Consider the following 22,681-nt stretch of genomic DNA (forward strand, 5'->3'; position numbering starts at 1 on the left):
ATCCTCAAAACGGGAGAATGATATCTGCGACCTGTTGGCCGTAGCGCGGCTGCTGAACATCTGTAATTTGTCCGCGTCCACCGTAGGAGATACGCGCCGCGGCAATTTTGTCGTAGGTGATTTCATTTTGTCGCGTAATGTCGGCAGGCCTAACGTATCCGTTCACCAGCAGCTCCCGTAATTCGAAATTGACGCGGACTTCTTGAGAGCCCTGAACTGCCAAAACGCCGTTTGGCAGAATGTCGACTATGGTCGCGGCAATTCGAAGTGTCAGTTTCTCGTTTCGACGAACCGACCCATCCCCGTTCGAGGAGCTGGAGGAATTGGTGTTTACGGCGTTGTCCAGCGATGCCCCCTCCGGGAGGATTTCGTTTACTCGTTGGGGAATGCCGACCAAATCCGGAATACTCAGCGATTCAGACCCGCTTCGTGTTCTGGATGTGCTGTTGGATATTTCAGCCTTGTCGTTGATCTCGATCACAACTGTCAAAATGTCGCCCACACGACCGGCACGCTGATTTCCCAAAAGCGAGTCTCGACCCGATTTCCACAATGATGCTTGCTGGGTGGGCGTCTGTTCGGGAAGGGTTTCGGGCAACGGTGTCCGTATCATCGCGAAATGTTCGTTGCCTTGTTGCGGCGAGTTGAATTCCGGGGCTTTGCCAACCTCTTTCAGGCGGCCGCATCCCGACAAACAAATGATCAAAGCTGATCCGACTATTATTGATTTTGCGAAGGTCATTTACTCTCCAACCTGAACAACGCCGGTGGCGTCGATCTTTCCAGAAACCGTCGTCCGCGAGTCCAGATTGATCACGCGAATCCTGTCGCCCAATCCACCCCGACCAAGTGATCTCCCCTCCGTCTGGATGGTTAGGCCGTTGATGTTATAGGCCAAAGCGACGATCTGATTGCGATTCACCAACGCTGGAGGGCCAACATCGCTCAGGGCAATTGGTCGGCCAGCATACAGAATGCGCCTGGCCTCCAAACCCTGCACATCCGGCAATCCACTCGCCATGCCGGGAATGTCATCGGGGGACATGTTTACGTCAGAGGGCATGATGATTTCTTTCGCCCTGATGGTGCGGTTTGCAATCACAGTCTCAGACATTGCGGGCAACGCGATGAGCAGTGAACTTACGAATATGGCGCATCGACCTATCATCTTATTTGGGTCGTCGCGCTCAGCATTTGGTCGGCGGCGGTGATAACTTTGGCGTTCAGTTCGTATCCCCGTTGTGCTTCGATCAGCTCAGTTATTTCGCGAACTGGGTCGACAGATGAATCCTCCAAGAACCCATGCCGAAAGATGCCCAACCCTTCGGTCCCCGCATTGCCGATAGCCGGTGGGCCAGACGCGTTTGTTTCGGCGAACAGGTTGCCCCCAAGGGCTTCCAAACCTTTCTCGTTCGTGAAGCCGGCGAGACTGAGCTGCCCTAGTAATTCTGGTTCAACCTGATCGGCAAAGTAGGCGTAAATTTCGCCATCCGCATTGATCGAAATGGAACGGGCATCTTCGGGTATCGTTGTGTTGGGTACGACAGGGAACCCATCGGATGTCACGATCAACCCATCGCCAGTGCGCTTCAGAGCGCCGTCGCGGGTGTAGGCCGAACTGCCGGACGGCAGCGTTACTTCGATATAGCCGCGACCTTCGATTGCAACATCCAAATCGCCACCCGTCGCCGACAGTGCGCCCTGTGATACGTTCACACTGACTGCCGTTGGACGCGCACCAAGTCCAAGTTGAACGCCTGCGGGGATCAGCGTTCCATCAACGGCATTGATCGTTCCCGCGCGTGTCAGCTGTTGATAATGGAGATCGGCAAACTCGGCGCGTCTCGTATTATATCCGGTCGTCGACATGTTGGCCAAGTTGTTGGAGATTACGTCAACGCGAGTCTGTTGGGCAGACATGCCTGTGGCTGCAATTTTTAGCGCATTCATTTCTCGTATTCCTATCTGTTGCTGATCAACGACATGATGGAGCGAAGTCGGTCTTCTTCCTTCTCTAGGAAGCTCTGGCCCATTTCATAGGCACGTTGAACCTGAATCATGCGTGCAATTTCTCCAACCGGATCGACATTGGAGCTTTCCAGAAATCCTTGAAGAACTGTCGGGTTCTCGACGATTTCAACTTCTCCATCGACATTAAAGCGAACACCATCTTCCCGGATCAAAGTCGCGTCGTCTGCGGGTCGGACAATGCCCAATTGTGCCAACGGGTTTCCACTGACACTCAGTGTGCCGTCCGACGCCAAAGCGATCTCGCCGGCATCTGAGGGGACGAACACGGGTGCACCGCCGGCGTCTAGAACGCGGTGACCGTCCGCTGTGACAAGATCACCTTCGGGCGTTGGAAAAAACGCGCCCGCCCTGGAAATACGGATCCCGTTTGGTGTCTCTATCTGAAAGAAGCCTTCCCCCTCGATGGCAAAATCAAAGTGACCACCGGTCTGTGTGAGGCTTCCTTGACTTTGGCTGATCAAGTGGGCTCCAGCCGTTGCCATGGACAAGGAAGGTTGGTCTCCGCCAGTTGCATTGACGAATTCTGAAAATACGACACTGTTGGCGCGAAATCCTGTTGTCGCCGAATTGGCAATGTTATGCGCAACCGATTGCATTTCCTTCATCAGCCCTGATTGGCGGGCCAGTGATGCGTAAATCGAATTGGTCATCTTAGCTCCCCGCAACCAAAGGAATAATGTGGTCCGTCCAAAAGAAGGTCAGCGTGCTGGTCATGAAGCTCATCGAGGCCCAAAATACGGCCAACATCGCACCTACTTTGGGTACGAATGTTAAGGTCATCTCTTGAATGGAGGTGAGCGCTTGAAACAAGCCAATCGCAAGCCCCACCACCAATGCGACGGCAAGAATGGGAGTGGACATCACAACCGCTGCCCAAAGCGCCTCTCTCAATACGTCAAAGAACTGCGCTTCCAGCATCAGACTGGCATCCGCAATATTTCCTGATAGGCCTCGACAACCTTATCCCGGACAGACACGGCCGTCTGAATTGCCAATTCAGATTGTGCAAGTGCCTCGACCAGCGCATGCGGGTCAGCACTGCCGGACAATGCCTGTTTGGCCGTTGCCTCACCTGATTCCAATACCTGCACGAATTCACGAGCAGCGGTGCCAAGAGACGATCCGGCATCGGGCTGAGTGACGGGCTTTGCTGCGCTGTAATTGTTTGCGGCGAGTTGTGTGGTTAATTCCATTTTTCTTCCTATCTACGGAGCAAATCCATTACGGCGGAAGACATCTTCCGCGATTGTTCGAACATCTTGAGGTTCGCCTCATAGCTGCGTTGCGCTTCGCGGGCGTCTGCCATTTCAATGATGATGTTGACGTTTGATCCTTCATAGTAACCACCGGCATCAGCCATGGGGTGCGAAGGATCATACAATTTTGGGAGCACGGTCTGATCCAGGCGGATCCTGCCCTGACGGACCGTGCCATCCGTCCGACCACCGTTGAACACCTGCTCAAACGCTGCTGTTTTGCGCCGAAATCCTGGGGTGTCCAGATTGGCCATGTTTTCAGATACAACGCGGAGTCTCGCCGCTTGGGCCTGCATCCCGCTGGCGGCCAACATCATGGATTTACTCAAGTCGGTCATATCTGGCCCTTACCGTCCGCGCCCGATGCTGGACCGAATGATATTCAATGCGCTTTGATAAACGGTGATGGCGCGAGAATGATTCCGTTCAGCTTCGATGGATTTCAACGTTTCGATTTCGACCGACACCGAATTCCCATTGGGCGACGTGCTGCCCCTCGGCTCCAGCTGAAGCTGAGTCGAACTAAAGAGTGGTGAATTCTGGATGTGGTTGGAGCGGGAGGTTTTCAGCCCGCCGGGCGACACATTGGCGTGGGAATTGTGGGCCGGGTCAGAAAGAGTCATCGCTTTGAACCCGGGCGTGTCGGAATGCGCAATATTTCGTGCAATGACTGCCTGTTGGTGTGCAGAATGCCGTGCGACCGAGTTGGCGGTTTGAAATATCTCTAGCGATGTAAACATCGGGGCTTCTCCCTCGACTGGTTTCAACGAACCATTAAGGGTGATTCCTTTAGAAACGGTAATCATCGTCTCAACAATGGGAAAAATATCCGTGAGAGTTTCTAGCTTCGCCCCACTGACCGGCGAAATATCAACCATGACCAGTGTTTCGCGCTTTGGCTTGGTCGCGAAGACGGCTGCCGGCTTGGTTCATGTGACGGGTTTGTCCAGTTTTGCCAGAGTCGGCGATCTGGCCTTGTTGTCAACGAATGATGGGGAGATGATTGCGGAAGTCGTCGATGTGGAAAAATCGACAATTCAACTCCTTCCCGAAGCTGGTGGAACTGGGGTCGCTGTCGGTGATGTCGTAAGGCATTTTGGAAGCGGCGATATCTATCCTGATGTCTCCTGGGCTGGCCGCATCATTGATAGCTACGGAAAACCATTGGATGGGATGCCTCTGGCAAGGGGACCTGTTGCGTATCCGGTTCGTTGCGGCCCACCGGCGTCATCGACGCGGAAGCGTCTTGGTCTACCTTTGGAAACCGGAATACCTGCATTGAATACATTCCTCCCGTTGGTGCGCGGACAGCGCATTGGACTTTTTGCGGGCTCAGGCGTCGGCAAATCCACCTTGTTGGCATCTTTGGCGCAGGGTGTGGAGGCGGATCATATCGTCATTGCGCTGGTAGGCGAACGCGGCCGTGAAGTACGTGAATTCATCGAAGATACGCTGGGGGAATCTGGGTTGAAGCGTGCGGTTGTCGTTGCCGCCACATCAGATCAATCAGCTGTTTCGAGACGTCGCGCTGCTTGGACAGCAATGGCGACGGCTGAATATTTGCGTAACCAAGGATCCCACGTATTGCTGCTGGTCGACTCTGTCACCAGGTTTTGCGAGGCGCATCGCGAAATCGTCGCTACGACCGGGGAGGCGGCATCTTTGCGTGGATTTCCTCCATCGACGACGCAAGCGCTGATGGAGCTGTGTGAGAGAGCGGGGCCAGGCACTGACATCCAAGGCGACATAACTGCTGTGTTCTCGGTGCTGGTCGCCGGGTCAGATATGGACGAACCCGTCGCTGACATGGTTCGCGGGGTTCTGGACGGGCATATCGTGTTGGACCGGGCGATTGCCGAACGTGGTCGATTTCCTGCAATCGATATTCTCCGATCCGTATCGCGAAGTTTCGTCAAAGCCTTAGCCCCTGAGCTGAAGAGCACGATAAAGAAGGCAAAGTTGCTAATGTCGAGCTATGACGACGCTGAAGTGATGATTCAGACTGGCCTATATCAACCCGGATCAGACCAGATAATAGACCGTGCGATTAAGGCCCGACCTCAGTTTGAAGGCTTTCTATCTATGGTAGATAGGCAAGACGGGCATTCCGCAAAAGACGATCAGCTTCGGCTGACCGAAATTGTCGCGGAACTTGAGAAAGATGGCTGATATTGGATGATGTCGAAACCGCAACATGAGATTTCAGTTTTCATCGAAAATTCGCGGATCTGGCTAGATTGCCCCGATACTTATGCGGCCGGTCTGAAGCAAAGTTAGGGCAGTAGATCGCGGATCAAGTGATTTTGTTTCCGCCAACTGAGATTGGAGCAAGAAGTTGTTCACAATCCTGTCCTGGGAGGATGTGTCGGAAAAATCAGAGACATCACTGGTTCCAAATGTGCTGTTCGACCTGTTTTTGAACAGTTCTAACTGATCGTCGATAGGCAGGGAACCAACAGAACTTGGTAGTCTGAATGCGACCTCGAACACTTTCCGAAGTGGGGGACTTCCCATGATGGTGAACCATTTTGTGTCATTAGATGTTGAAGAATTGGCAATATCAGCAATTTCACGGTGAAGATTTAGGGCCAATCTATAGTCGGAATTCTGCTCTCCCACCGCGGCCTCAAAAGACTGATCCACATAAGAGGATATGGTTGTTTCTACGATGGTCGGGCGGTCAATGTCTCTAACGGGAAAACTAAAGGTTTCGGCGAAATCCCGGTACCGATTATCGGAGAGCAAATTTGCAAGCGCATTTCGATCCTCGGTACCATCTTCCAAGATGCGCTGCAAAAAATATTTGTTGTCTATGTCATCTTGTAGACCGAATGCTCCCAGTGCCACGCTAAGAAGTTGGCGATCCTTGATCAGCTGAGAGGCTGTTTCAATGCCGCCAAACTTATTTCGGAAATTTGAAACATCTCTCTGAACAGCCGTGTCCTGACTTAACACCTGCTTTTGCGCGGTCGATGTGCGCTGAAGTAAACTCCAACCTACTAATCCCGATCCGAATAAGACTGGGGAAAAGGTCATGCCGGTGGTTCCGACAGTAGGCGGGCTTCGCGAGGAAGAAGGCAACGCAAAGCTTTCAACGCGGGATAAATGTTAGAGTCCCGGATGTGGTCTGTGGCTTCACTCAGCAATGCCCTGCTGTCCATATCGGTCAAAACGTGACTGAGCTGCTCTACGCCGCGCATGGCTTGATGTTTTGCATCAGACAATTCTGTGTCACCCGACAATATGAGTTGCAAAATATAGCAAACCCGACGGACTGGCGTATTGGCTTCTTGTGGGTGGATGGCATCGCGAAGGCGCAGAATATTGGCGTTTGGAGTCAGTATGTTGATACGGTTGCGGCGGTTTCCGTTTTCAATTACTGCGCCATTGATCAAGACTCTTTCATTGGGACCCAGTTTCAGAACAAGACCGCTCATAGCAATGGCTCCGTTTTGAGGCCACGCATGACTGAAAGGTTGATATCTATGAGCGGAGCAATGTCAGCTTCTCCCTTAATCACTTTTCTGGAGTGATCTACGGTGAACTCGTAAAGAAAGAACAGTTGGGCCTTCAGTTCTGGAGGCAACGAATTTTGCGCGTCTGCGACGCTGGTCGCAATTACCGTCCAAAGGCGCCGGTTTAGTTCAATCGTGGCCACACGCTCTGGAAAACTAGTGGCCTCGTTTGCGGCCGCCTTTAATTTGGAAGTTGCCTGCGCTATCACGTCATATTCGAGAGCCCTATCAGGCTTTGCGGGGATGCTTGCGGTTGCATAGGCATGTTGGGCTTGCTGCATCAGGGTCACTTTCGCCTACTCCAAATGGGTTAGATTAGATTCGGGGCGCCATTGAGGCGCCCCTCCTTGGATTAGCGGAACAGTGACAAGATGCTCTGCGGAGCCTGGTTGGCGATAGATAGCGCCTGAACGCCGAGCTGTTGTTGCACCTGTAGCGCTTGAAGCCGGGCGGAAGCTTCTTCCATGTCAGCATCAACCAATGTGCCGATTCCGGTTTTCAATGAGTCGGTCAATTTGCCAATAAATTCGGCCTGAATTTCGATTCGACCCTGCGCCGTTCCGAATTCTGCGGCCGCATCAATTGAGTTTTGGATCAGCACTTCTACGTTGGCCAATGCCGCATCTGCACCAGCATTGGTGCTTACGTCGATACCATCGAGACCAAATAGACCACCGGACGCTTCACCTCCGGCAGCACCCACCGCAGTGAAGGTGGTGATGGATGTCGCACTGTCATTGTCGATCTTCAGAACTTGGGCGCCGTTTGCATCCGTCGTAACCAAAGTTGTCAACCCGTCGACGTCTGCGCTATCGATGGCTGCCTTGAGCCCGTTTGCAACATCTTCAAATGTCTCACCCTGCCCAGCAATGTAGGTTGCGACCGTTGACCCGACCGTTACGCGGTAGCCGTCACCTTCGTTTACCTGTGACACCTGGGAGAAGGTAACGTTTTCGGCGCGCTCGGCGATTGATACAGTATCGTCAGTTACGCCGGTACCGGAGAAGGTTACATCGACATCCTCAAAGGCACGTGTCGAGGTCAAGACGAGATCACTGCCGGTTCGGCTGGCAGAAACACCCTCAAGACCGAGCGCATTGATGGCGCCCGCGATTTGGTCAATCGCCACTTCTTCCGTAACGGCCCCAAAGTCCGCGCCGACAAAGCTCAGCGTAGAGCCAGCGACTGTGATATCAAAAGTGTCCGACGAACTATCCGCAGTGTTTGCGAATGTTATCGACTGCGTATTGCCGGTATTTGCAATTGGCCCTGCGCTGGCAACTGAGTTGGCACTAAGTGCTGTGCCTGTGCCGTAGACCCCAGCGTCAGCGGACAGGTCTTGGCGCGCGACGGCAATATTGCTCGCCGTTACTTGGCCAGATTCTTGCCGGTCGAGCGATGCGAGGATATCAACACCTTCGGTCCCTTTGAGGAGGTTAAGGCCATTGAATTGAGCAGCGCCAACAACCGATCCGATTTGCGAGGTAAGCGCATCAATATCGGTTTGGATCTTGCCACGATCGACATTTTCTTCTTGCGCGGCGACAATCTTGCCTTTGATCTCCGTCAGCAAGTCAGTGACGGTTTCGGCACCTTGCCGGGCAACGGCGATGGTAGACTCACCCAAAGAAAGGCTTTCCGAAATTGACTTGAAACCTTGAACGTCAGATTCCATGACTTTTGAGATTGCCCACAGCGCCGAATTGTCTTTCGCGGAGCCAACAGATTTACCTGTGGAGATCTCAGATTGAACACGGGATAGATCGCTGTTGATACCTTTGAGGGTCTGTAGCGCGACCATCGCGCTGGTATTTGTCAGAATGCTAGACATAATTTTTTCCTATTTTGAACGGCGCTTTCGACGCCAACTACTTGACCGCTTTAAAGCGGATACTCTGCCGTTCTGACATTCGCCTTCAGCGGGTTCTCGCGCTGAAATGGCCCCTTCTCGGAGTTGCATGACTAGAAGAATGGAATTGCCCTAACCAAATCCTAATGGGAAAGCTTAGAACGTAGACGATTTTAATATAATGACGGGATTAGGCCTTGAGAGACAGAGAACGCCCCGAAATAGCTTTGTCGGAAATATTCCCGTCTCCATCGTATGTCTTGAGCTGACCACTGTTTGTTCGAATGCTCTCAATGCGTTGTTGGGCAAGTTTGACCCCTTTTAAAGAAGCTTCATACAGCAGCCCGTTCCATTCTATTTTCTTCATTATTCTTCTAAGTGGCGCATGGTCTGTAATTTTGCCCAGGCGTTCAACCAGTTGCTCTTTCTTCGCCGAGATAACTTCGATCCCATCGAAATCGGCCTTCATCAGACACGCTTTCTCAGCATCTAAGACATTCTCAATCTCGCGTTCCAGCGCGCCAATATCTACTCCGCCCATGCCTACTGGCCTTTCATTGCGTGAAAAATGTGTTCTGCGAGACCGACCCCGCCGCCTTGGGCCAGGTTCTTCGCCTGCTGTTCAATTAGAAAGGAAGAAAATTGATCTTCGCCCACGCCTCCGCCAAATGATTCTGACTGCTTGCCAAAACCCGCAGCTTTTAGCATTTCTGCAAGAAATACGGCTTCTAATTCCTTGGCTGCAGTCCTAATCAACTGGTCGGAGTTTTTTGGCGCCTGCGCTGACAACCCGGATACTTCCATATTCACATACCTCAAATTCTATTGATAACGCTCAGCCTAAACCGCTCGAAGTAAAGAATCGGTAATCACTGCGGTTCATATTTGCGGCAACGTAGTCATGGAGTCAGAATGGATCTGTCAGACTTAATCGGGTTGCCAGCAAATCTTCCGGTAGTTCGTACATCCGAAATTCAACAAAGCGCAAAATCTCAAGGAATTGAAGGCACGTTGTTCCTTTCCGAATTTGGCGACGCTGACGGCGAGCCCTCATCGGAGTGGTCTCGTTTGGAGGAGATGCCACCCATTGCGGGACGGGACATGAAATCTTTGACTGGACGGTCAGAGACAATCGAAGATCTGGCAGTCCCGGCGGCGGCAGGGTTGTTTAGAAAGGCGCCCGAATGGCCCAATCCTACGGAAATAGAACCCTCACGGCCCACGGCCTCGAACCCGAAAATTGACGAAGACGCACCGGTTGACAGTGACGCACAGATTGTCGGCGGTCCCCCGGTTGACGGAGACGCGCGCGCAGTAGGGGATAATGGCCGAGTGGCGAATGTCTCGGTTGAAAGACCGGCATCTGTGGAAACTTCGCAAAACCCGCCTTCAGGTAAGCAACAGTCTGTAGAACCGACGCCAAGACCAACAGAACAGCCACTCCTTCCTGATGTTCAGGCTCTCCGGGAATCGCAACCGAACGGACATGCTGGCATCAAACTGGAAGAACGTTTGGGGCCGGTCAGTGCCTCGGTCGACGCCCAGAATGCGCGGATGGGAATGGATATCAGTCAACAAAATTCCACAGCAAAATCAGACGCGCAACCGGGGACACTCGTCATTTCATCAACCGCTGACCGCAAGATCACGCGACCCGAGGCGAGACCTGTTTCGCAATTGCCGTCCAGAGAAGGTGCTGAGCAGCATTTTGACCGGACAGTTCAAAATTCAGAACGGACCTTTGAAGCCGGGGATTTGCGGAGGTCGTATAAAGGCGTGAATACTGAGGGCGTTGCCCTGCGCCACCAAAAAATTATCCCAGCGCAGTCACCCCAACCTGCGGTGATCCAGGCAGATGATGGGATTGGCCAAAAGATTGGAACAGGACCCTCCGAAAAACTGATGGGTGCCGACAGTTCTTTTGAGCATTTAGGCAAATCCCCCAGCGGCGTTTCCGAGGTCGCTTTAGGCAGTTCCAGTGCCAACTTGCGGTCCCCTCTCCCAAGCGTCGCGAATGTATATGCCCCAAACCCAGCTGTTCAAGTTGCAGCGCAAATCCTGGCGAAAGGTGGCAATGGGGACGTTCGTGAGTTTGAAATTCGGCTGGATCCCGAAGAGCTTGGGAAATTGCGCATCAACATCGGGCCGAAAGAGCTGGGCCTCGTTGTCACGATCACCGCGGAACGGCAGGAAACACTAGAGTTGTTGAGGCGTCATTCGGACGATTTGCTAGAGAACCTGGAACATATGGGGTTTGACGGTGCCGCTTTGGAATTCCATCAGGGCCACGAAACCGATCAGCAATTTGACCAGGATGACGAGGCTACATTTTTGCCCCCGAGCTTAGAGCCAATACAGGAGTTGCCCCACCAGCAAGTAACAACGATCAGAAACGATCGTCTCGACATCCGTCTTTAGAGAGGAACGCGCAACATGGACGTATCAAACCCGACATTGTCATCCGGTCCCCAAAATCCTGCCCCACAAAGCAGAGCCACTGCACTGAGCTCTGATTTCGAGACATTTCTTGTCATGCTCACGGCACAGATGAAAAATCAGGATCCTTTGAACCCATTGGATTCGCAGGACTTTGCCACGCAGCTGGCCACCTTTTCCGGTGTAGAACAGCAAGTTCAAACCAATGATCTGCTTACGGCCTTGGGATCACAATTCGCATCGTCCAGCCTTGCGGATATGGCGGGTTGGGTTGGTATGGAAGCGCGGATGGCGGTTCCCGTGCAGTTCAACGGCACGCCGGTTGAATTCGTTCCAAATCCACCAATCTTTGCAGATAAGACCGAGCTGGTCGTGTGGGATAGCGCCGGCAATGAAGTGCAGCGGATGGACATACCCGTGACCGATGACGCTATGGAATGGGCCGGCGTAGATGAGAACGGCAATCCGTTTCCAGATGGCGAGTACAGCTTCGGTATCGTGGCTTATTCTGACGGCGAAGTCATCGACGAGGCCGTGCCGGAAGTCTTTGCGCGGGTGAGTGAAGTTCGCACAGTGAACGGACAGCCGCTGGTGGTTCTGGAGGGCGGCCAGCTTTACCCGTCCAGCCTGGTTCGCGGGCTCCGATAGGATGATGGCAACGCTAAGACGCCAGCAGCCAGATCAATGCGACGTTTGACGCCAACACTGCTGCCAACAGAACATACAAAATCTTCGGGGCCCCCTTTGGAGGACTTTGGTTTTGGTCCGTGCTGGACTGCCTGGATAGCAGCTCTTCGACGAGCCCCGGCAGTTTTGGGCCAAACCGAGAAACGACAGTGGCGGTCTTCAGCAGATCTTGAAGCGCAGCTGCTGGCCCAACGTTTTTGCGAATGTATGCCTCGACAACCGGTTGCGCGACTTCCCAAATGTTGATCTGGGGATGCATGGATCTTGCGACCCCTTCAACAACAACCATGGTACGTTGTAGCAAGATCAGGTCTGTTCTGGTCTCCATCCCAAATCGTTCGGTGACTTCGAAGAGGTAGTTAAGCAGCCGCGCCATTGAAATTTGACTGGCGTCCATGCCGAAAATTGGTTCTCCAACGGCCCGCAATGCCTGCGCGAATTCATCCACATCCTGATCGGCGGGAACGTATCCGGCCTCGAAATGCACCTCAGCCACGCGCCGATAGTCTTTGCGCATGAAGCCCATCAGGATTTCGGCATAGGCGCGGCGTGTATATTCATCGATCCGCCCCATGATACCGAAGTCGTACGCGATGATGTCTCCTGCGGCGCTGACCTTGAGGTTGCCCTGATGCATGTCGGCGTGGAAATAGCCGTCATTCAACGCGTGACGCAGGAACAGCTGCAAGACACGCTCGCCAAGGGCGCGGCGGTCATGGCCTGCGGCCTCAACCGCGGAAACGTCGCCAAATGGAATGCCTTCGGCCCAATCCATCACCATTACCTGGCGAGCCGATAGGCCAAAATTTGCGCCAGGTACGACGAACCCTTGGTCGTTTTTGGTGTTTGCCGCGTATTCGCCGGCAGCCGCCGCCTCTAGCCGCAGATCCAATTCCCCGCGAACCACACCGTCAAAATGCGCGATTACTTCGGTTGGCCTTAGCCGCCGTGACGCCGGAGACAGAAATTCGATGAGCGAGGCAGCAAAGTAGAAGGCATCAATATCTTTGCGGAACGCCTTTTCGACACGGGGCCTCAGAACTTTGATGGCGACCTCTTCCCCCGTTGTGGTCAGACGCGCATGGTGAACTTGTGCGATTGATGCGGCAGCGACGGGTTCAGAAAACTCCGAAAACATCTCGTCAACCGGGGCTCCTAGAGAAGCCGCAACCATCTCCATGGCGACATCTCTTGAAAAGGGCGGCAGCTTGTCTTGCAGAACCCTCAGTTGTAGCGCGAGCTCATCGCCGACAACGTCAGGCCGGGTCGAAAGAACCTGACCAAACTTGATGTAGGCCGGACCAAGCGCCGTCAGTGCGCGGGTCGCGGCTGGCATTGAAGGGTCCCCCTTGTGGCCCAGCCATTTGAAAGGCCACCCAAGAACGCGGGCGGCGACCCGCAATGCGGTCGGCGCTTTATACGCGTCGAGCACAATTTTCATTGCGCCGGTCCGTTCCAAAGTTGCGCCGGTTCGGATCAGGCGCCAAATGTTGTGTGGCCCTCTCATGCTAGATTTTCCAGCCGGAATGCAGGGCCGCTACCCCGAATGTCATGTTGCGGTAGCTGACGTTTTCAAATCCGGCATCGCGGATCATGCTGGCGAAACGGTCTTGATCGGGAAATTTGCGGATGGATTCGACCAAATATTGGTAACTGTCGCTGTCATTGGCGATCAATTGCCCCATTTTGGGGATCACGTTGAACGAATATAGGTCGTATGCCTTTTGCATCGCGGGATTTGGCAGCTGCGAAAATTCAAGCACCATCAGTCGACCGCCCGGCCGCAACACGCGATAGGCCTCCGCCAGTGCGTCCGCGATCCGGGTCACATTTCGTATGCCGAAGCTAATTGTGTAGACGTCAAAGCTGTTGTCTTCGAAGGGCAACGCCATTGCATCACCCACGACCCAATCCAGTTGGGCACTCATCGCTTCTGCTTCGGCGCGTTTTCGTCCTTCGATTAGCATGTTTTCGGTCATATCGAGTACGACAGCATCGGCCGCGCCAGCACGGTTGAGAAAGCGGAATGCAATGTCGCCGGTGCCTCCAGCAACATCAAGAAGGCGCTGACCCGCACGTGGCGCGAGCCAATCCATCATCGCGTCTTTCCAAACACGGTGGATGCCCACCGACATGACGTCATTCATGACGTCATATTTGGAGGCGACATTGCTGAAGACGCCATGGACCATGCCGGCCTTGTCGGCCTCGGGCACGTCGCGATACCCGAAATGGGTTGTTTTTGCAGAATCGTTCGTCATCTTACCTTGCAACCTTTATGGCCTGACCTTCCTTATAGGTTGGCATTGGCGAAGGACAATGCGACCAAACACACACTTGGAAGGTGACAAAATTGCCTGAACTGCCAGAGGTCGAAACAGTAAGGCGCGGATTGCAGCCCGTAATGGAGGGCAAACGCATCGGCCGGGCCGAGGTGCGACGACCGGATCTGAGATGGCCATTCCCCGAAAACATGGCTGAACGCTTGACGGGACAGCGGATTTTGTCGCTGCGTCGGCGCTCCAAATACATATTGGCGGACCTCAGTTCCAACGAGACGCTCCTCGTTCACCTGGGCATGTCCGGCCGAATGTTGATTGATGACGCGCCGACCGCGAATTTCAATGCGAATTCCGCACTTCCTGGTAAGCACGATCATGTTGTTTTCCACATGCAAGACGGCGCAACGATCACTTTCAACGATGCCCGCCGCTTTGGTGCGATGGATCTGATCCCAACAGACAGGTTGGATGCCCATTGGTTGTTGGAAAAACTTGGGCCGGAACCCTTGGGTAACGCGTTTGATGAGCCCTACTTGAAGAAAAAATTGTCGGGGAGAAACTCACCGATCAAGACGGCGCTTTTGGATCAGCGGGTCGTGTCGGGATTGGGGAACATATACGTGTGTGAGGTTTTGCACCGCACAGGCATTTCGCCAAAACGCGAGGCGGCAAAGATCAGCGGACCCCGCGTCGCGTCGATGGTTCCCGCAATCCGGGCTGTTTTGTCCGAAGCGATCGACGCAGGCGGGTCGTCCCTGCGTGATCATCGGCAAACAAATGGCGAGCTGGGGTATTTCCAGCACAGATTCGCCGTCTATGACAGGGAAGGCGAAGATTGCTGCAAGGAGGGATGCGATGGTCGTATCTGTCGCATTGTGCAATCCGGACGATCGTCCTTTTATTGCCCGACCTGCCAAAGATGAATTGACGCAATGCGCCGGGCTGGCAGGTCAGAGGATCAAATTTCGCGCGCGAAGGGGTAAGAGCAATGGCTTACAAGACAATAAATGTTGAAGTTGAAGACCACATAGCGGTCATCACGCTGAACCGACCGGAAGCGCTGAACGCGTTGAACAGCCAACTTCTGAGTGAGCTGAGCAACGTTATCAAAGAGGTCGACGCAAACGAGAAAGTACGCTGCATTGTCTTGACCGGGTCCGAAAAGGCATTCGCGGCCGGCGCAGACATTACAGAAATGAAGGACATGTCCTTCACTGATGTCTTCAGCGGCAACCTGTTTGTGGCTGAGGCAGGGGCGGTGACATCTGCCCGAAAGCCAATCATCGCCGCCGTTTCCGGCTACGCGTTAGGCGGCGGCTGCGAGTTGGCAATGATGTGTGATTTCATCATCGCGTCTGACACGGCCAAATTCGGACAGCCAGAGATTAACCTCGGGGTTATGGCAGGCATGGGCGGGTCCCAACGTCTGACAAAATTCATCGGCAAATCGAAATCGATGGATATGCACCTCACCGGTCGTTTCATGGACGCGGAGGAAGCGGAGCGCTCAGGTCTTGTGAGCCGGGTCGTGCCGGTCAAGAATCTGATGGCTGAAACTTTGGCCGCCGCGGCCAAGATCGCCGAGAAATCCGCAATCGCGACAATGGCGGTGAAGGAAGCGGTCGACCGAAGCTACGAAACGACGCTGGAGGAAGGACTTATCTTCGAGCGCCGTTTGTTTCACAGCCTGTTTGCCACCGAAGACCAGTCCGAAGGGATGGCCGCATTCCTTGAGAAACGCGAACCACAGTTCCGCGACAAGTAGGGTGCAAAATAGGTCTTCCTATACGCGGTCAAACTGCCTATAGACGCCCCATCCATGCGCGTGAGGTCCGCTTCGACCAGAATCACCTAGTAGTAAACCTGGGTCGGGCCGATTGTGCAGTTGTAGAAATTTGACCCGATGAAAGGGAACTCACATGGCCAATTCGCCACAAGCCAAGAAACGCGCTCGCCAGAACGAGCGTCGTTTTGCCGTAAACAAAGCACGTCGTTCGCGTATCCGTACGCACCTGCGTCGCGTCGAAGAAGCAATCGCCTCCGGTGATCAAGCGGCAGCCGCCGCAGCTCTGAAGGAAGCACAGCCAGAATTGATGCGCGGTGTGACAAAAGGTGTGCTGCACAAAAACACAGCCGCGAGAAAAATGTCACGCTTGTCCTCGCGGGTGAAGGCGCTGAAGGCCTAAGCTTTCGCAAATCGAAAAAAACCAAAACGCGCCGGAAACCGGCGCGTTTTTTTATGAGTCAAAGGGTTAAGCCGCGCGATTGAGGTGATCCTCAGATTCGGTTTCGAACTAACTCTGAGTCAAGCGCGAAGATAAGTTGCGACAGCCCCTCACGTGTCGCTAGTTTCATCAAGCGATTCACTTCGTCTTTGGGGGACATAGGAAATGAGCACGGACGATGGTTCGCGCGTTTTAGAGCTTTCACCGGCCGAAACGTGGGACCTTCTGAAGCAGAATTCAGACGCTGTGCTCGTCGACGTTAGGTCAAAACCGGAATGGGGTTTTGTTGGGATACCTGATGTGTCGACGCTGGGGCATGAGACAGTCTTTGTCGAATGGGCCAGTTTTCCGGGAATGTCTGCGAATGCTGGGTTTGCCGATGAGGTATTGGATGCGCTGGGCGGTACCACTCCGTCAGCGATGCTGTTTCTTTGTCGGTCCGGCGTCCGTTCCATCGGCGCAGCGCGTGCGATGACAGCAGCCTTCGAGAAGCAAGGCGTCACAGTCAAATGCATCAGCGTTGCCGAGGGCTTTGAAGGTGACTTGAACTCGCACAAGCAACGGGGGGGCCTGAACGGCTGGAAGGCCCGGGGACTGCCATGGTTGCAGTCTTGAATTATTGGATGACGGGTTTGTAATGACTGAAGCTGAATGGGGACAGATACGTGCGGCACTTGAACAAACGGTGGGCAAAAACAACCACCTGACATGGATAGAACCTCTTAGCTTCTTGGGCTTTGACGATGGCGTCATTGAGTTTCAGGTGAAAACCACCTTCATGGGGGACTGGGTTTCGCGCAATTTCGGCGATGAGATCAAGCGCGAAAGTCTGAAGCAAGGGGTCCAGGTTGACCGGATTGTCTTCAAAGTCGGCGGCGCAAAAACTGCCGTGGCAAAGCCCGAAAAGGTGGCAGAACCTCTCAGGACCGTGTCTGCAAAGGCGGACGTCGATCTGCCGGGTGCGCCCTTGGACAAACGGTTCACATTTGATCGTTTCGTGGTCGGCAAGCCGAACGAGCTGGCACATGCCGCGTCCCGTCGTGTCGCTGAAGGCGGAGCCGTTACATTCAACCCGCTGTTCCTTTATGGCGGTGTCGGCCTCGGCAAAACGCACCTGATGCACGCGATCGCCTGGGAGCTTCAGGAACGCTCGCCAAAGCTGCGCGTCGTGTATCTGTCGGCTGAACAGTTCATGTACCGTTTCATCCAGGCGCTGCGCGACAAGCAGATGATGGACTTCAAAGAATTGTTCCGCTCCGTTGACGTGTTGATGGTGGATGACGTGCAATTCATCGCCGGCAAAGACAGCACGCAGGACGAATTCTTCCACACATTCAACGCTTTGGTCGATCAGGGCAAGCAGGTCATCATCTCCGCCGACCGTGCGCCGGGCGAGATTGACGGTCTAGAAGACCGCATCAAGTCGCGCTTGCAATGGGGGCTCGTCGTTGACCTTCACCCAACGGACTACGAACTGCGCTTGGGCATCCTTCAACAGAAGGTCGAGAACTACAAATCCCAGTACCAAGAGTTGCAAATCTCCGACGGTGTTTTGGAATTTCTGGCGCACCGCATCTCAAACAATGTGCGCGTCCTGGAGGGCGCACTGACCCGCCTCTTCGCGTTCGCATCACTGGTTGGCCGTGAGATTACGTTGGATATGGCGCAGGAAAGTCTCGCTGACATTCTGCGCCAATCCGACCGCAAGGTCACAATGGACGAGATCATGCGCAAGACCTGTGACTACTACAACGTGCGGATGTCCGACATGATGTCGCCCAAGCGGTCTCGTAACATCGCGCGGCCTCGCCAGATGGCGATGTGGCTGGCCAAGCATCTGACGCAGCGGTCCTATCCTGAGATCGGCAAACGCTTCGGGGGTCGTGACCACACGACCGTTATCCACGCGGTTCGCAAGATCGAGGAGCTGAAGGCGCAAGACAGTCAGGTTGCTGAAGACGCGGAGCTTCTGCGACGTATGCTTGAGGCTTGACCCCAGCGCGGTAACGGCGGACATTCTAAATTAACAATTGCATTGACGGGCGGAGAGGGTACCTTCTCCGCCCCGACTGTCTAAAAAGGGACTTTGCCCGATGAAAATCAGTGTCGAACGCAGCGTGCTATTGAAGGCCGTAGGCCAAGCCCAATCCGTCGTTGAGCGCCGGAACACAATTCCGATTTTGGCCAACGTACTGATCGAAGCCGAGGGCAACACCGTCAGCTTCCGCGCGACGGACCTTGATATCGAAGTCGTCGACAAAGCCGCCGCGCAAGTCGAACGTGCAGGGGCCACCACGGTCTCCGCGACCACGCTTCATGAGATCGTGCGCAAGCTTCCTGACGGGGCCTTGGTCTCGCTTTCAGACGATGGCACCTCCGGGAGGCTTACGGTTGAGGCGGGGCGGTCCAATTTCTCGCTAGCAACGTTGCCGAAGGAAGACTTTCCGGTGATGGCATCGTCGGAGTACGAGTCGAATTTTTCGGCCTCGGCACCGGTGCTGCGCAGGCTTTTTGACAAGTCCAAATTCGCAATTTCTACTGAAGAAACAAGATATTATCTCAACGGCGTGTATATGCATGTGTCGGATGCAGATGGTGGAAAAGTTCTGCGGTGTGTGGCCACCGATGGTCACCGTTTGGCGCGAATTGATGCGGATCTGCCGTCTGATGCAGCAGGTATGCCGGGCGTCATTGTCCCCCGTAAGACTGTCGCGGAGCTCCGCAAATTGCTTGATGATGACGAGATGCAGATCGCGGTTTCCGTGTCGGAAACCAAAGTGCGGTTTGCAACGCCCGATATCACGCTGACGTCGAAAGTCATCGACGGAACCTTCCCCGACTACACCCGCGTTATTCCGCAAGGTAACACGCGCCAGATGACAGTAGAGGCAAAGGATTTCGCCACGGCGGTGGATCGTGTGGCGACGGTGTCTTCTGAACGCTCGCGTGCGGTGAAATTGCAGCTGTCGGAAGATAAGCTGGTCCTGTCGGTCAATGCTCCCGATTCAGGTGCGGCTGAGGAAGAACTTGGCGTCGCGTACAGCGGCGAATTGCTGGAAATTGGGTTTAATGCCAAATACCTGCTCGAAATCGCTGGTCAAGTGGACCGCGAAAACGCGGTTTTCATGTTTAATTCCGCAGGTGATCCGGCTTTGATGCAGGAAGGCAATGACAGCTCTGCAATTTACGTTGTGATGCCGATGCGCGTTTGACGCGTGAATGAGCGCGCTTTTCCTCTCTGAACTGAAACTCTCGCATTTCAGATCGCATAAATCCGTTAACATTTCCTGTGACGGCAGACCAATCGCGATATTTGGATCAAACGGCGCGGGCAAAACCAATATTTTGGAAGCGATATCAATGCTCTCGCCGGGGCGCGGCTTGCGGCGGGCGAAGGCTGATGAAATTGCCCGGGCGCCGGAACATGTTGGCTGGAAGGTTTCGGGCGTCTTGCACTCGTTGGGGCAAATCCACGAGGTTGAAACGCGGGCGGAACATGGTGCCAACCGTGCTGTTTTCATTGGCGAAAAGACGGCCCCGCAAGTGGCGCTTGGGCGCGTTGCGAGGGTCGTTTGGCTGATCCCGGCGATGGACCGGCTGTGGCTGGAAGGCGCGGAAGGGCGACGGCGTTTTCTGGATCGAATTACGTTGAGCTTTGAGCCTAAACATGCTGAAGTTTCAGTGGCTTACGAGAAAGCGATGCGGGAGAGGAACAGGTTGCTGAAGGACATGGTGCGGGACGCCATGTGGTACAAAGCACTGGAGGACCAGATGGCGGAGGCAGGGGCGGCGATTATATCTAATCGTTCCAATGCGTTAGCGCGGTTGCAGCAGGCTATGGACAGCGCGCAGACAGCCTTTCCGACGGCGGAGTTGTCGATTGATGGTGATTTGATTGATGGAAAAGCAAGTCTTCTCAATGCGTTAGAGACGTCACGTCCGCAGGATTTGAGGGCAGGGCGCACGCTGGTGGGGCCGCACAGGGTGGACATGCTGGCGATTTACAAGGCCAAGAATATCGAAGCAAAACAATGTTCTACGGGGGAACAGAAGGCGTTATTGCTGTCGCTGATCCTTGCCAATGCGCGCGCGTTGTCGGAGGACTTTGGCGCACCGCCGATCATGTTGCTGGACGAAGTCGCAGCGCATCTAGATGCGGACCGCCGCGCCGCGCTTTATGATGAAATTTGTGCTTTAAAAGCACAGGCTTGGATGACAGGAACGGGGGCGGAGCTGTTCGAGGAACTGGGCGGCAGGGCGCAGCATTTTGAGGTTTCTGATGCAGAAGATGGATCGGTTGTTAACCATGTTTGAGGGGTGTGTAGAAAGCGTCTTCCTTGCATTTAGACAGCGTATAGACACTGTATTGCCACGCCCATGACCGTTAGCGCCTACGAACTTTTATTCTACGCCGGCGGACTTTTTGTCCTTTTCTTAACGCCCGGACCTGTATGGGTGGCACTTTTGGCGCGCGCGATGTCGGGCGGGTTCCATGCGGCATGGCCATTAGCCTTGGGGGTCGTCGTGGGGGACGTGATCTGGCCGTTGGTGGCGATCTTGGGCGTCACGTGGCTGGTCGATCAAGTCAGCTGGTTCATGGATGTGCTGCGCTGGGTTGCGGTGGTCATGTTCGTTGGTATGGGTGTGCTGTTGATCCGCAATGCGGACAAGCAGTTGTCGGAAAACTCAAGGCTGACCCGTCCGGGGATGTGGGCGGGTTTCATGGCGGGCGTGGCAGTGATCCTGGCCAATCCGAAGGCGGTGCTGTTCTACATGGGCGTGCTGCCGGGCTTCTTTGACCTGACACAGGTCACGTGGCTGGACATAGCGGCGATCATGTTCCTGAGCATGTTGGTGCCGCTTGTGGGCAATCTGGTGCTGGCCTTGTCGGTGGACAGGGTGAGGGGGCTGCTGAAGTCCCCCGGTGCGTTGCGACGTATGAACGTGATTGCCGGGTGGTTGTTGATCGGTGTTGGCGTCGTTATCGGCGTAAGCTAGCGGGTTGGACCTGCCAGCCAGGGATGCAGATAAGGCTCAAGCCGGTCTTCGATGCTGTTGGCATTGTGCAAGACGCAGAATTTCAGGGCCATGGCTTGGATCATGAACGCCTGCACCCCCTCTGCCAAAAGCTCGGCAGATGTGTCGGCGCGGATCACTGTGCCCTGCAATGGCGTGATCCAGCGGATCAGAAGCTCAACCTGGTGGCCGAAATTGACCGAGATGAGTTCGGTCGTCTCAATCTGCAACGCGCCTGAATAGCGCAGGATCAGATCAAATACAGCGCGGTCTTGCGCCATGAATTCCATCAAAGGCGATAGCGCCCGGGCGATGCCGGTGATCGTTTGCGGCGGCGGGCCTTCGGCAATGGCCGAGAGAATGTGCTCCATTTCTTGGCCAGCGAGCAGAGCCATCAAGCGATCTTTGTCCTCAAAGTGCGAGAAGAACGTGCCTTTGGCGACCTTGGCCTGCGACACCACATCCTCAACGCGCAGGCCGCCATACCCATCGCGCGCAATGATTTTGGTGGCTGCAGCGATCAGTTTGTTACGGGTTTCAATCCGGCGCTTCTGGGGGGCTCGTGTCGTCATGCCTGCAATATCGCAGTTAATATGACCGTGGTCAAATAAAGTAATTGACCGCGGTCAATTTATTATCCTAAAGAAGTGACCATGGTCATTTTAAAGGAGAATCAACATGAACCGGAAACGTATATTGGTGTTGGACGGGCACCCGGGCGGACGCTCATTGTCGGGGCTTTTCACGAAAACCTACGCGGACGCCGCTGTGGCAGCAGGCCATGATGTGCGCCATATGCGTCTATCAGACATGCAATTTGACATGGATTTTGGCGACGGGGGTTACAAGAACCACAAACCCTTAGAGCCAGTGCTGGAAGACTTCCTGACCAGCCTTGAATGGGCCGAGCATTTCGTCGTTTCGACGCCCATGTGGTGGGGCGGCCTGCCCGCGAAACTGAAGGGCTTGTTTGATCGCACTTTGCTGCCGGGGCGGGCCTTTGACACGCGGGTCACCAAGATGGGTATGCCGACCCCGATGCTGACCGGCAAAACCGCGCGCGTGATCCTGACATCGGACACCCCGATGTGGGCGATGCGCTGGCTATATCGTCGCGCCCTGATGCATCAGACCACCAACCAAGTCATGAAATTTTGCGGTTTGAAGCCGACGCGCTACACCTACTTTTCAGGGGCGACCAATGCCGACGCGCCTCAGGTTTCGTGTTGGTCCAAGCAGCTGGAAGCGCTTGGCGGATCGGCCGCTTGAGGCGGTTTGGGCTGGCGGGCCCGCACCAAGCCCGTCAGCCACAATATATTGCGCCTATTGCGTGACAAACCCGCTGAAAAAGCCTATATTTCGGGCAAATTTAGCGGGAAAGACC

Annotated in this window: 29 protein-coding genes; 12 read left to right on the forward strand and 17 right to left on the reverse strand. The window is 54.4% G+C overall.

Going from position 1 to position 22,681, the window contains the following annotated elements; genetic code table 11:
• Nucleotides 1-4 precede the first annotated feature (4 nt).
• From flgH to Q0899_RS15930, 8 genes are read right to left on the reverse strand one after another with little or no spacing between them, the layout of a single operon-like run.
• The gene (gene flgH, locus Q0899_RS15895; RefSeq protein ID WP_298295581.1) at nucleotides 5-742 is read right to left on the reverse strand and encodes a flagellar basal body L-ring protein FlgH; all 738 of its coding nucleotides are present in this window, start codon (nucleotides 740-742) and stop codon (nucleotides 5-7) included.
• Nucleotides 743-1,168, reverse strand: coding sequence for a flagellar basal body P-ring formation chaperone FlgA (gene flgA / locus Q0899_RS15900; RefSeq protein ID WP_299194041.1), 426 nt, complete (start codon nucleotides 1,166-1,168; stop codon nucleotides 743-745).
• The gene (gene flgG, locus Q0899_RS15905; RefSeq protein ID WP_298295585.1) at nucleotides 1,165-1,950 is read right to left on the reverse strand and encodes a flagellar basal-body rod protein FlgG; all 786 of its coding nucleotides are present in this window, start codon (nucleotides 1,948-1,950) and stop codon (nucleotides 1,165-1,167) included. Before flgG ends, flgA begins: the two co-directional genes overlap by 4 nt.
• 11 nt (nucleotides 1,951-1,961) lie before the next feature.
• Entirely contained in the window at nucleotides 1,962-2,681 is a 720-nt protein-coding gene (locus Q0899_RS15910) for a flagellar hook-basal body complex protein (RefSeq protein WP_298295588.1), read from the reverse strand.
• A gap of 1 nt (nucleotide 2,682) precedes the next feature.
• On the reverse strand, nucleotides 2,683-2,949 hold the full coding sequence (locus tag Q0899_RS15915; RefSeq protein ID WP_298295590.1) for a flagellar biosynthetic protein FliQ: 267 nt from the start codon (nucleotides 2,947-2,949) through the stop codon (nucleotides 2,683-2,685).
• The gene (gene fliE, locus Q0899_RS15920; RefSeq protein ID WP_298295592.1) at nucleotides 2,949-3,224 is read right to left on the reverse strand and encodes a flagellar hook-basal body complex protein FliE; all 276 of its coding nucleotides are present in this window, start codon (nucleotides 3,222-3,224) and stop codon (nucleotides 2,949-2,951) included. Before fliE ends, Q0899_RS15915 begins: the two co-directional genes overlap by 1 nt.
• Before the next feature lie 8 nt (nucleotides 3,225-3,232).
• Complete coding sequence (gene flgC / locus Q0899_RS15925; RefSeq protein ID WP_298360496.1) at nucleotides 3,233-3,625, reverse strand: flagellar basal body rod protein FlgC; 393 nt, start codon at nucleotides 3,623-3,625, stop codon at nucleotides 3,233-3,235.
• Between the two features lie 9 nt (nucleotides 3,626-3,634).
• Nucleotides 3,635-4,165 (reverse strand): FlgB family protein, encoded by a 531-nt coding sequence (locus tag Q0899_RS15930; protein WP_299194044.1) that lies wholly within the window; start codon nucleotides 4,163-4,165, stop codon nucleotides 3,635-3,637.
• On the opposite strand from Q0899_RS15930, the gene Q0899_RS15935 reads away from it, so the two are divergent.
• The gene (locus Q0899_RS15935; protein WP_299194046.1) at nucleotides 4,164-5,456 is read left to right on the forward strand and encodes a FliI/YscN family ATPase; all 1,293 of its coding nucleotides are present in this window, start codon (nucleotides 4,164-4,166) and stop codon (nucleotides 5,454-5,456) included. The genes Q0899_RS15930 and Q0899_RS15935 overlap by 2 nt on opposite strands.
• Before the next feature lie 63 nt (nucleotides 5,457-5,519).
• Here Q0899_RS15935 and Q0899_RS15940 read toward each other — a convergent pair whose 3' ends face one another.
• From Q0899_RS15940 to Q0899_RS15965, 6 genes are all read right to left on the reverse strand, one after another.
• On the reverse strand, nucleotides 5,520-6,323 hold the full coding sequence (locus tag Q0899_RS15940; protein WP_299194048.1) for a DUF1217 domain-containing protein: 804 nt from the start codon (nucleotides 6,321-6,323) through the stop codon (nucleotides 5,520-5,522).
• Nucleotides 6,320-6,724 carry a flagellar biosynthesis repressor FlbT gene (gene flbT / locus Q0899_RS15945; protein ID WP_298360490.1) on the reverse strand — a complete coding sequence of 135 codons (405 nt, stop codon included), beginning with the start codon at nucleotides 6,722-6,724 and terminating at the stop codon, nucleotides 6,320-6,322. The genes Q0899_RS15940 and flbT overlap by 4 nt, the downstream gene beginning before the upstream one ends.
• On the reverse strand, nucleotides 6,721-7,083 hold the full coding sequence (gene flaF, locus Q0899_RS15950) for a flagellar biosynthesis regulator FlaF (RefSeq protein ID WP_298360624.1): 363 nt from the start codon (nucleotides 7,081-7,083) through the stop codon (nucleotides 6,721-6,723). The genes flbT and flaF overlap by 4 nt, the downstream gene beginning before the upstream one ends.
• Nucleotides 7,084-7,154: 71 nt before the next feature.
• Nucleotides 7,155-8,633 carry a flagellin gene (locus tag Q0899_RS15955; protein WP_298295604.1) on the reverse strand — a complete coding sequence of 493 codons (1,479 nt, stop codon included), beginning with the start codon at nucleotides 8,631-8,633 and terminating at the stop codon, nucleotides 7,155-7,157.
• Between the two features lie 208 nt (nucleotides 8,634-8,841).
• Entirely contained in the window at nucleotides 8,842-9,192 is a 351-nt protein-coding gene (locus Q0899_RS15960) for a hypothetical protein (RefSeq protein ID WP_298360489.1), read from the reverse strand.
• 2 nt (nucleotides 9,193-9,194) lie between these two features.
• On the reverse strand, nucleotides 9,195-9,455 hold the full coding sequence (locus tag Q0899_RS15965; protein WP_298360488.1) for a rod-binding protein: 261 nt from the start codon (nucleotides 9,453-9,455) through the stop codon (nucleotides 9,195-9,197).
• A gap of 108 nt (nucleotides 9,456-9,563) precedes the next feature.
• Here Q0899_RS15965 and Q0899_RS15970 point away from each other — a divergent pair, with 108 nt between their 5' ends.
• Together Q0899_RS15970 and Q0899_RS15975 are read left to right on the forward strand one after the other, a co-directional pair.
• A complete protein-coding gene (locus Q0899_RS15970; RefSeq protein WP_299194051.1) occupies nucleotides 9,564-11,069 on the forward strand; it encodes a flagellar hook-length control protein FliK in 1,506 nt (501 codons plus the stop codon).
• Nucleotides 11,070-11,084: 15 nt separating this feature from the next.
• Nucleotides 11,085-11,735, forward strand: coding sequence for a flagellar hook capping FlgD N-terminal domain-containing protein (locus Q0899_RS15975; protein WP_298295612.1), 651 nt, complete (start codon nucleotides 11,085-11,087; stop codon nucleotides 11,733-11,735).
• 13 nt (nucleotides 11,736-11,748) lie between these two features.
• Here Q0899_RS15975 and ubiB read toward each other — a convergent pair whose 3' ends face one another.
• Both ubiB and ubiE read right to left on the reverse strand, forming a co-directional pair.
• Nucleotides 11,749-13,281, reverse strand: a complete 1,533-nt coding sequence (gene ubiB / locus Q0899_RS15980) for a 2-polyprenylphenol 6-hydroxylase (protein ID WP_299194053.1) — start codon at nucleotides 13,279-13,281, stop codon at nucleotides 11,749-11,751.
• Between the two features lies 1 nt (nucleotide 13,282).
• The gene (ubiE, locus tag Q0899_RS15985; RefSeq protein WP_298295616.1) at nucleotides 13,283-14,035 is read right to left on the reverse strand and encodes a bifunctional demethylmenaquinone methyltransferase/2-methoxy-6-polyprenyl-1,4-benzoquinol methylase UbiE; all 753 of its coding nucleotides are present in this window, start codon (nucleotides 14,033-14,035) and stop codon (nucleotides 13,283-13,285) included.
• A 92-nt stretch (nucleotides 14,036-14,127) separates the two neighbouring features.
• On the opposite strand from ubiE, the gene mutM reads away from it, so the two are divergent.
• The 8 genes from mutM to Q0899_RS16025 all read left to right on the forward strand — a co-directional run bounded on the left by mutM (nucleotide 14,128) and on the right by Q0899_RS16025 (nucleotide 21,279).
• Entirely contained in the window at nucleotides 14,128-14,979 is an 852-nt protein-coding gene (gene mutM / locus Q0899_RS15990) for a bifunctional DNA-formamidopyrimidine glycosylase/DNA-(apurinic or apyrimidinic site) lyase (RefSeq protein ID WP_299194055.1), read from the forward strand.
• Between the two features lie 65 nt (nucleotides 14,980-15,044).
• Complete coding sequence (locus tag Q0899_RS15995; protein ID WP_299194057.1) at nucleotides 15,045-15,821, forward strand: enoyl-CoA hydratase; 777 nt, start codon at nucleotides 15,045-15,047, stop codon at nucleotides 15,819-15,821.
• A 154-nt stretch (nucleotides 15,822-15,975) separates the two neighbouring features.
• Nucleotides 15,976-16,242 (forward strand): 30S ribosomal protein S20, encoded by a 267-nt coding sequence (gene rpsT / locus Q0899_RS16000; protein WP_298295622.1) that lies wholly within the window; start codon nucleotides 15,976-15,978, stop codon nucleotides 16,240-16,242.
• A 204-nt stretch (nucleotides 16,243-16,446) separates the two neighbouring features.
• The gene (locus Q0899_RS16005; RefSeq protein WP_298360483.1) at nucleotides 16,447-16,896 is read left to right on the forward strand and encodes a rhodanese-like domain-containing protein; all 450 of its coding nucleotides are present in this window, start codon (nucleotides 16,447-16,449) and stop codon (nucleotides 16,894-16,896) included.
• A gap of 22 nt (nucleotides 16,897-16,918) precedes the next feature.
• Entirely contained in the window at nucleotides 16,919-18,274 is a 1,356-nt protein-coding gene (dnaA, locus tag Q0899_RS16010) for a chromosomal replication initiator protein DnaA (RefSeq protein WP_298295626.1), read from the forward strand.
• 100 nt (nucleotides 18,275-18,374) lie between these two features.
• The gene (dnaN, locus tag Q0899_RS16015; RefSeq protein WP_298295628.1) at nucleotides 18,375-19,493 is read left to right on the forward strand and encodes a DNA polymerase III subunit beta; all 1,119 of its coding nucleotides are present in this window, start codon (nucleotides 18,375-18,377) and stop codon (nucleotides 19,491-19,493) included.
• Between the two features lie 7 nt (nucleotides 19,494-19,500).
• Entirely contained in the window at nucleotides 19,501-20,595 is a 1,095-nt protein-coding gene (gene recF, locus Q0899_RS16020) for a DNA replication/repair protein RecF (RefSeq protein ID WP_298295630.1), read from the forward strand.
• Between the two features lie 63 nt (nucleotides 20,596-20,658).
• Nucleotides 20,659-21,279: a LysE family translocator gene (locus Q0899_RS16025; protein ID WP_299194061.1), complete on the forward strand. Its 621-nt coding sequence runs from the start codon at nucleotides 20,659-20,661 to the stop codon at nucleotides 21,277-21,279.
• Here the strand turns inward: Q0899_RS16025 and Q0899_RS16030 are convergent.
• Complete coding sequence (locus Q0899_RS16030; protein WP_299194063.1) at nucleotides 21,276-21,869, reverse strand: TetR/AcrR family transcriptional regulator; 594 nt, start codon at nucleotides 21,867-21,869, stop codon at nucleotides 21,276-21,278. The two genes, Q0899_RS16025 and Q0899_RS16030, sit on opposite strands and share 4 nt — an antisense overlap.
• A gap of 106 nt (nucleotides 21,870-21,975) precedes the next feature.
• Here Q0899_RS16030 and Q0899_RS16035 point away from each other — a divergent pair, with 106 nt between their 5' ends.
• Complete coding sequence (locus tag Q0899_RS16035) at nucleotides 21,976-22,566, forward strand: NAD(P)H-dependent oxidoreductase (protein WP_298295635.1); 591 nt, start codon at nucleotides 21,976-21,978, stop codon at nucleotides 22,564-22,566.
• Nucleotides 22,567-22,681 lie beyond the last annotated feature (115 nt).

The sequence above is a fragment of the uncultured Litoreibacter sp. genome (assembly GCF_947501785.1).
Lineage (GTDB): Bacteria > Pseudomonadota > Alphaproteobacteria > Rhodobacterales > Rhodobacteraceae > Litoreibacter.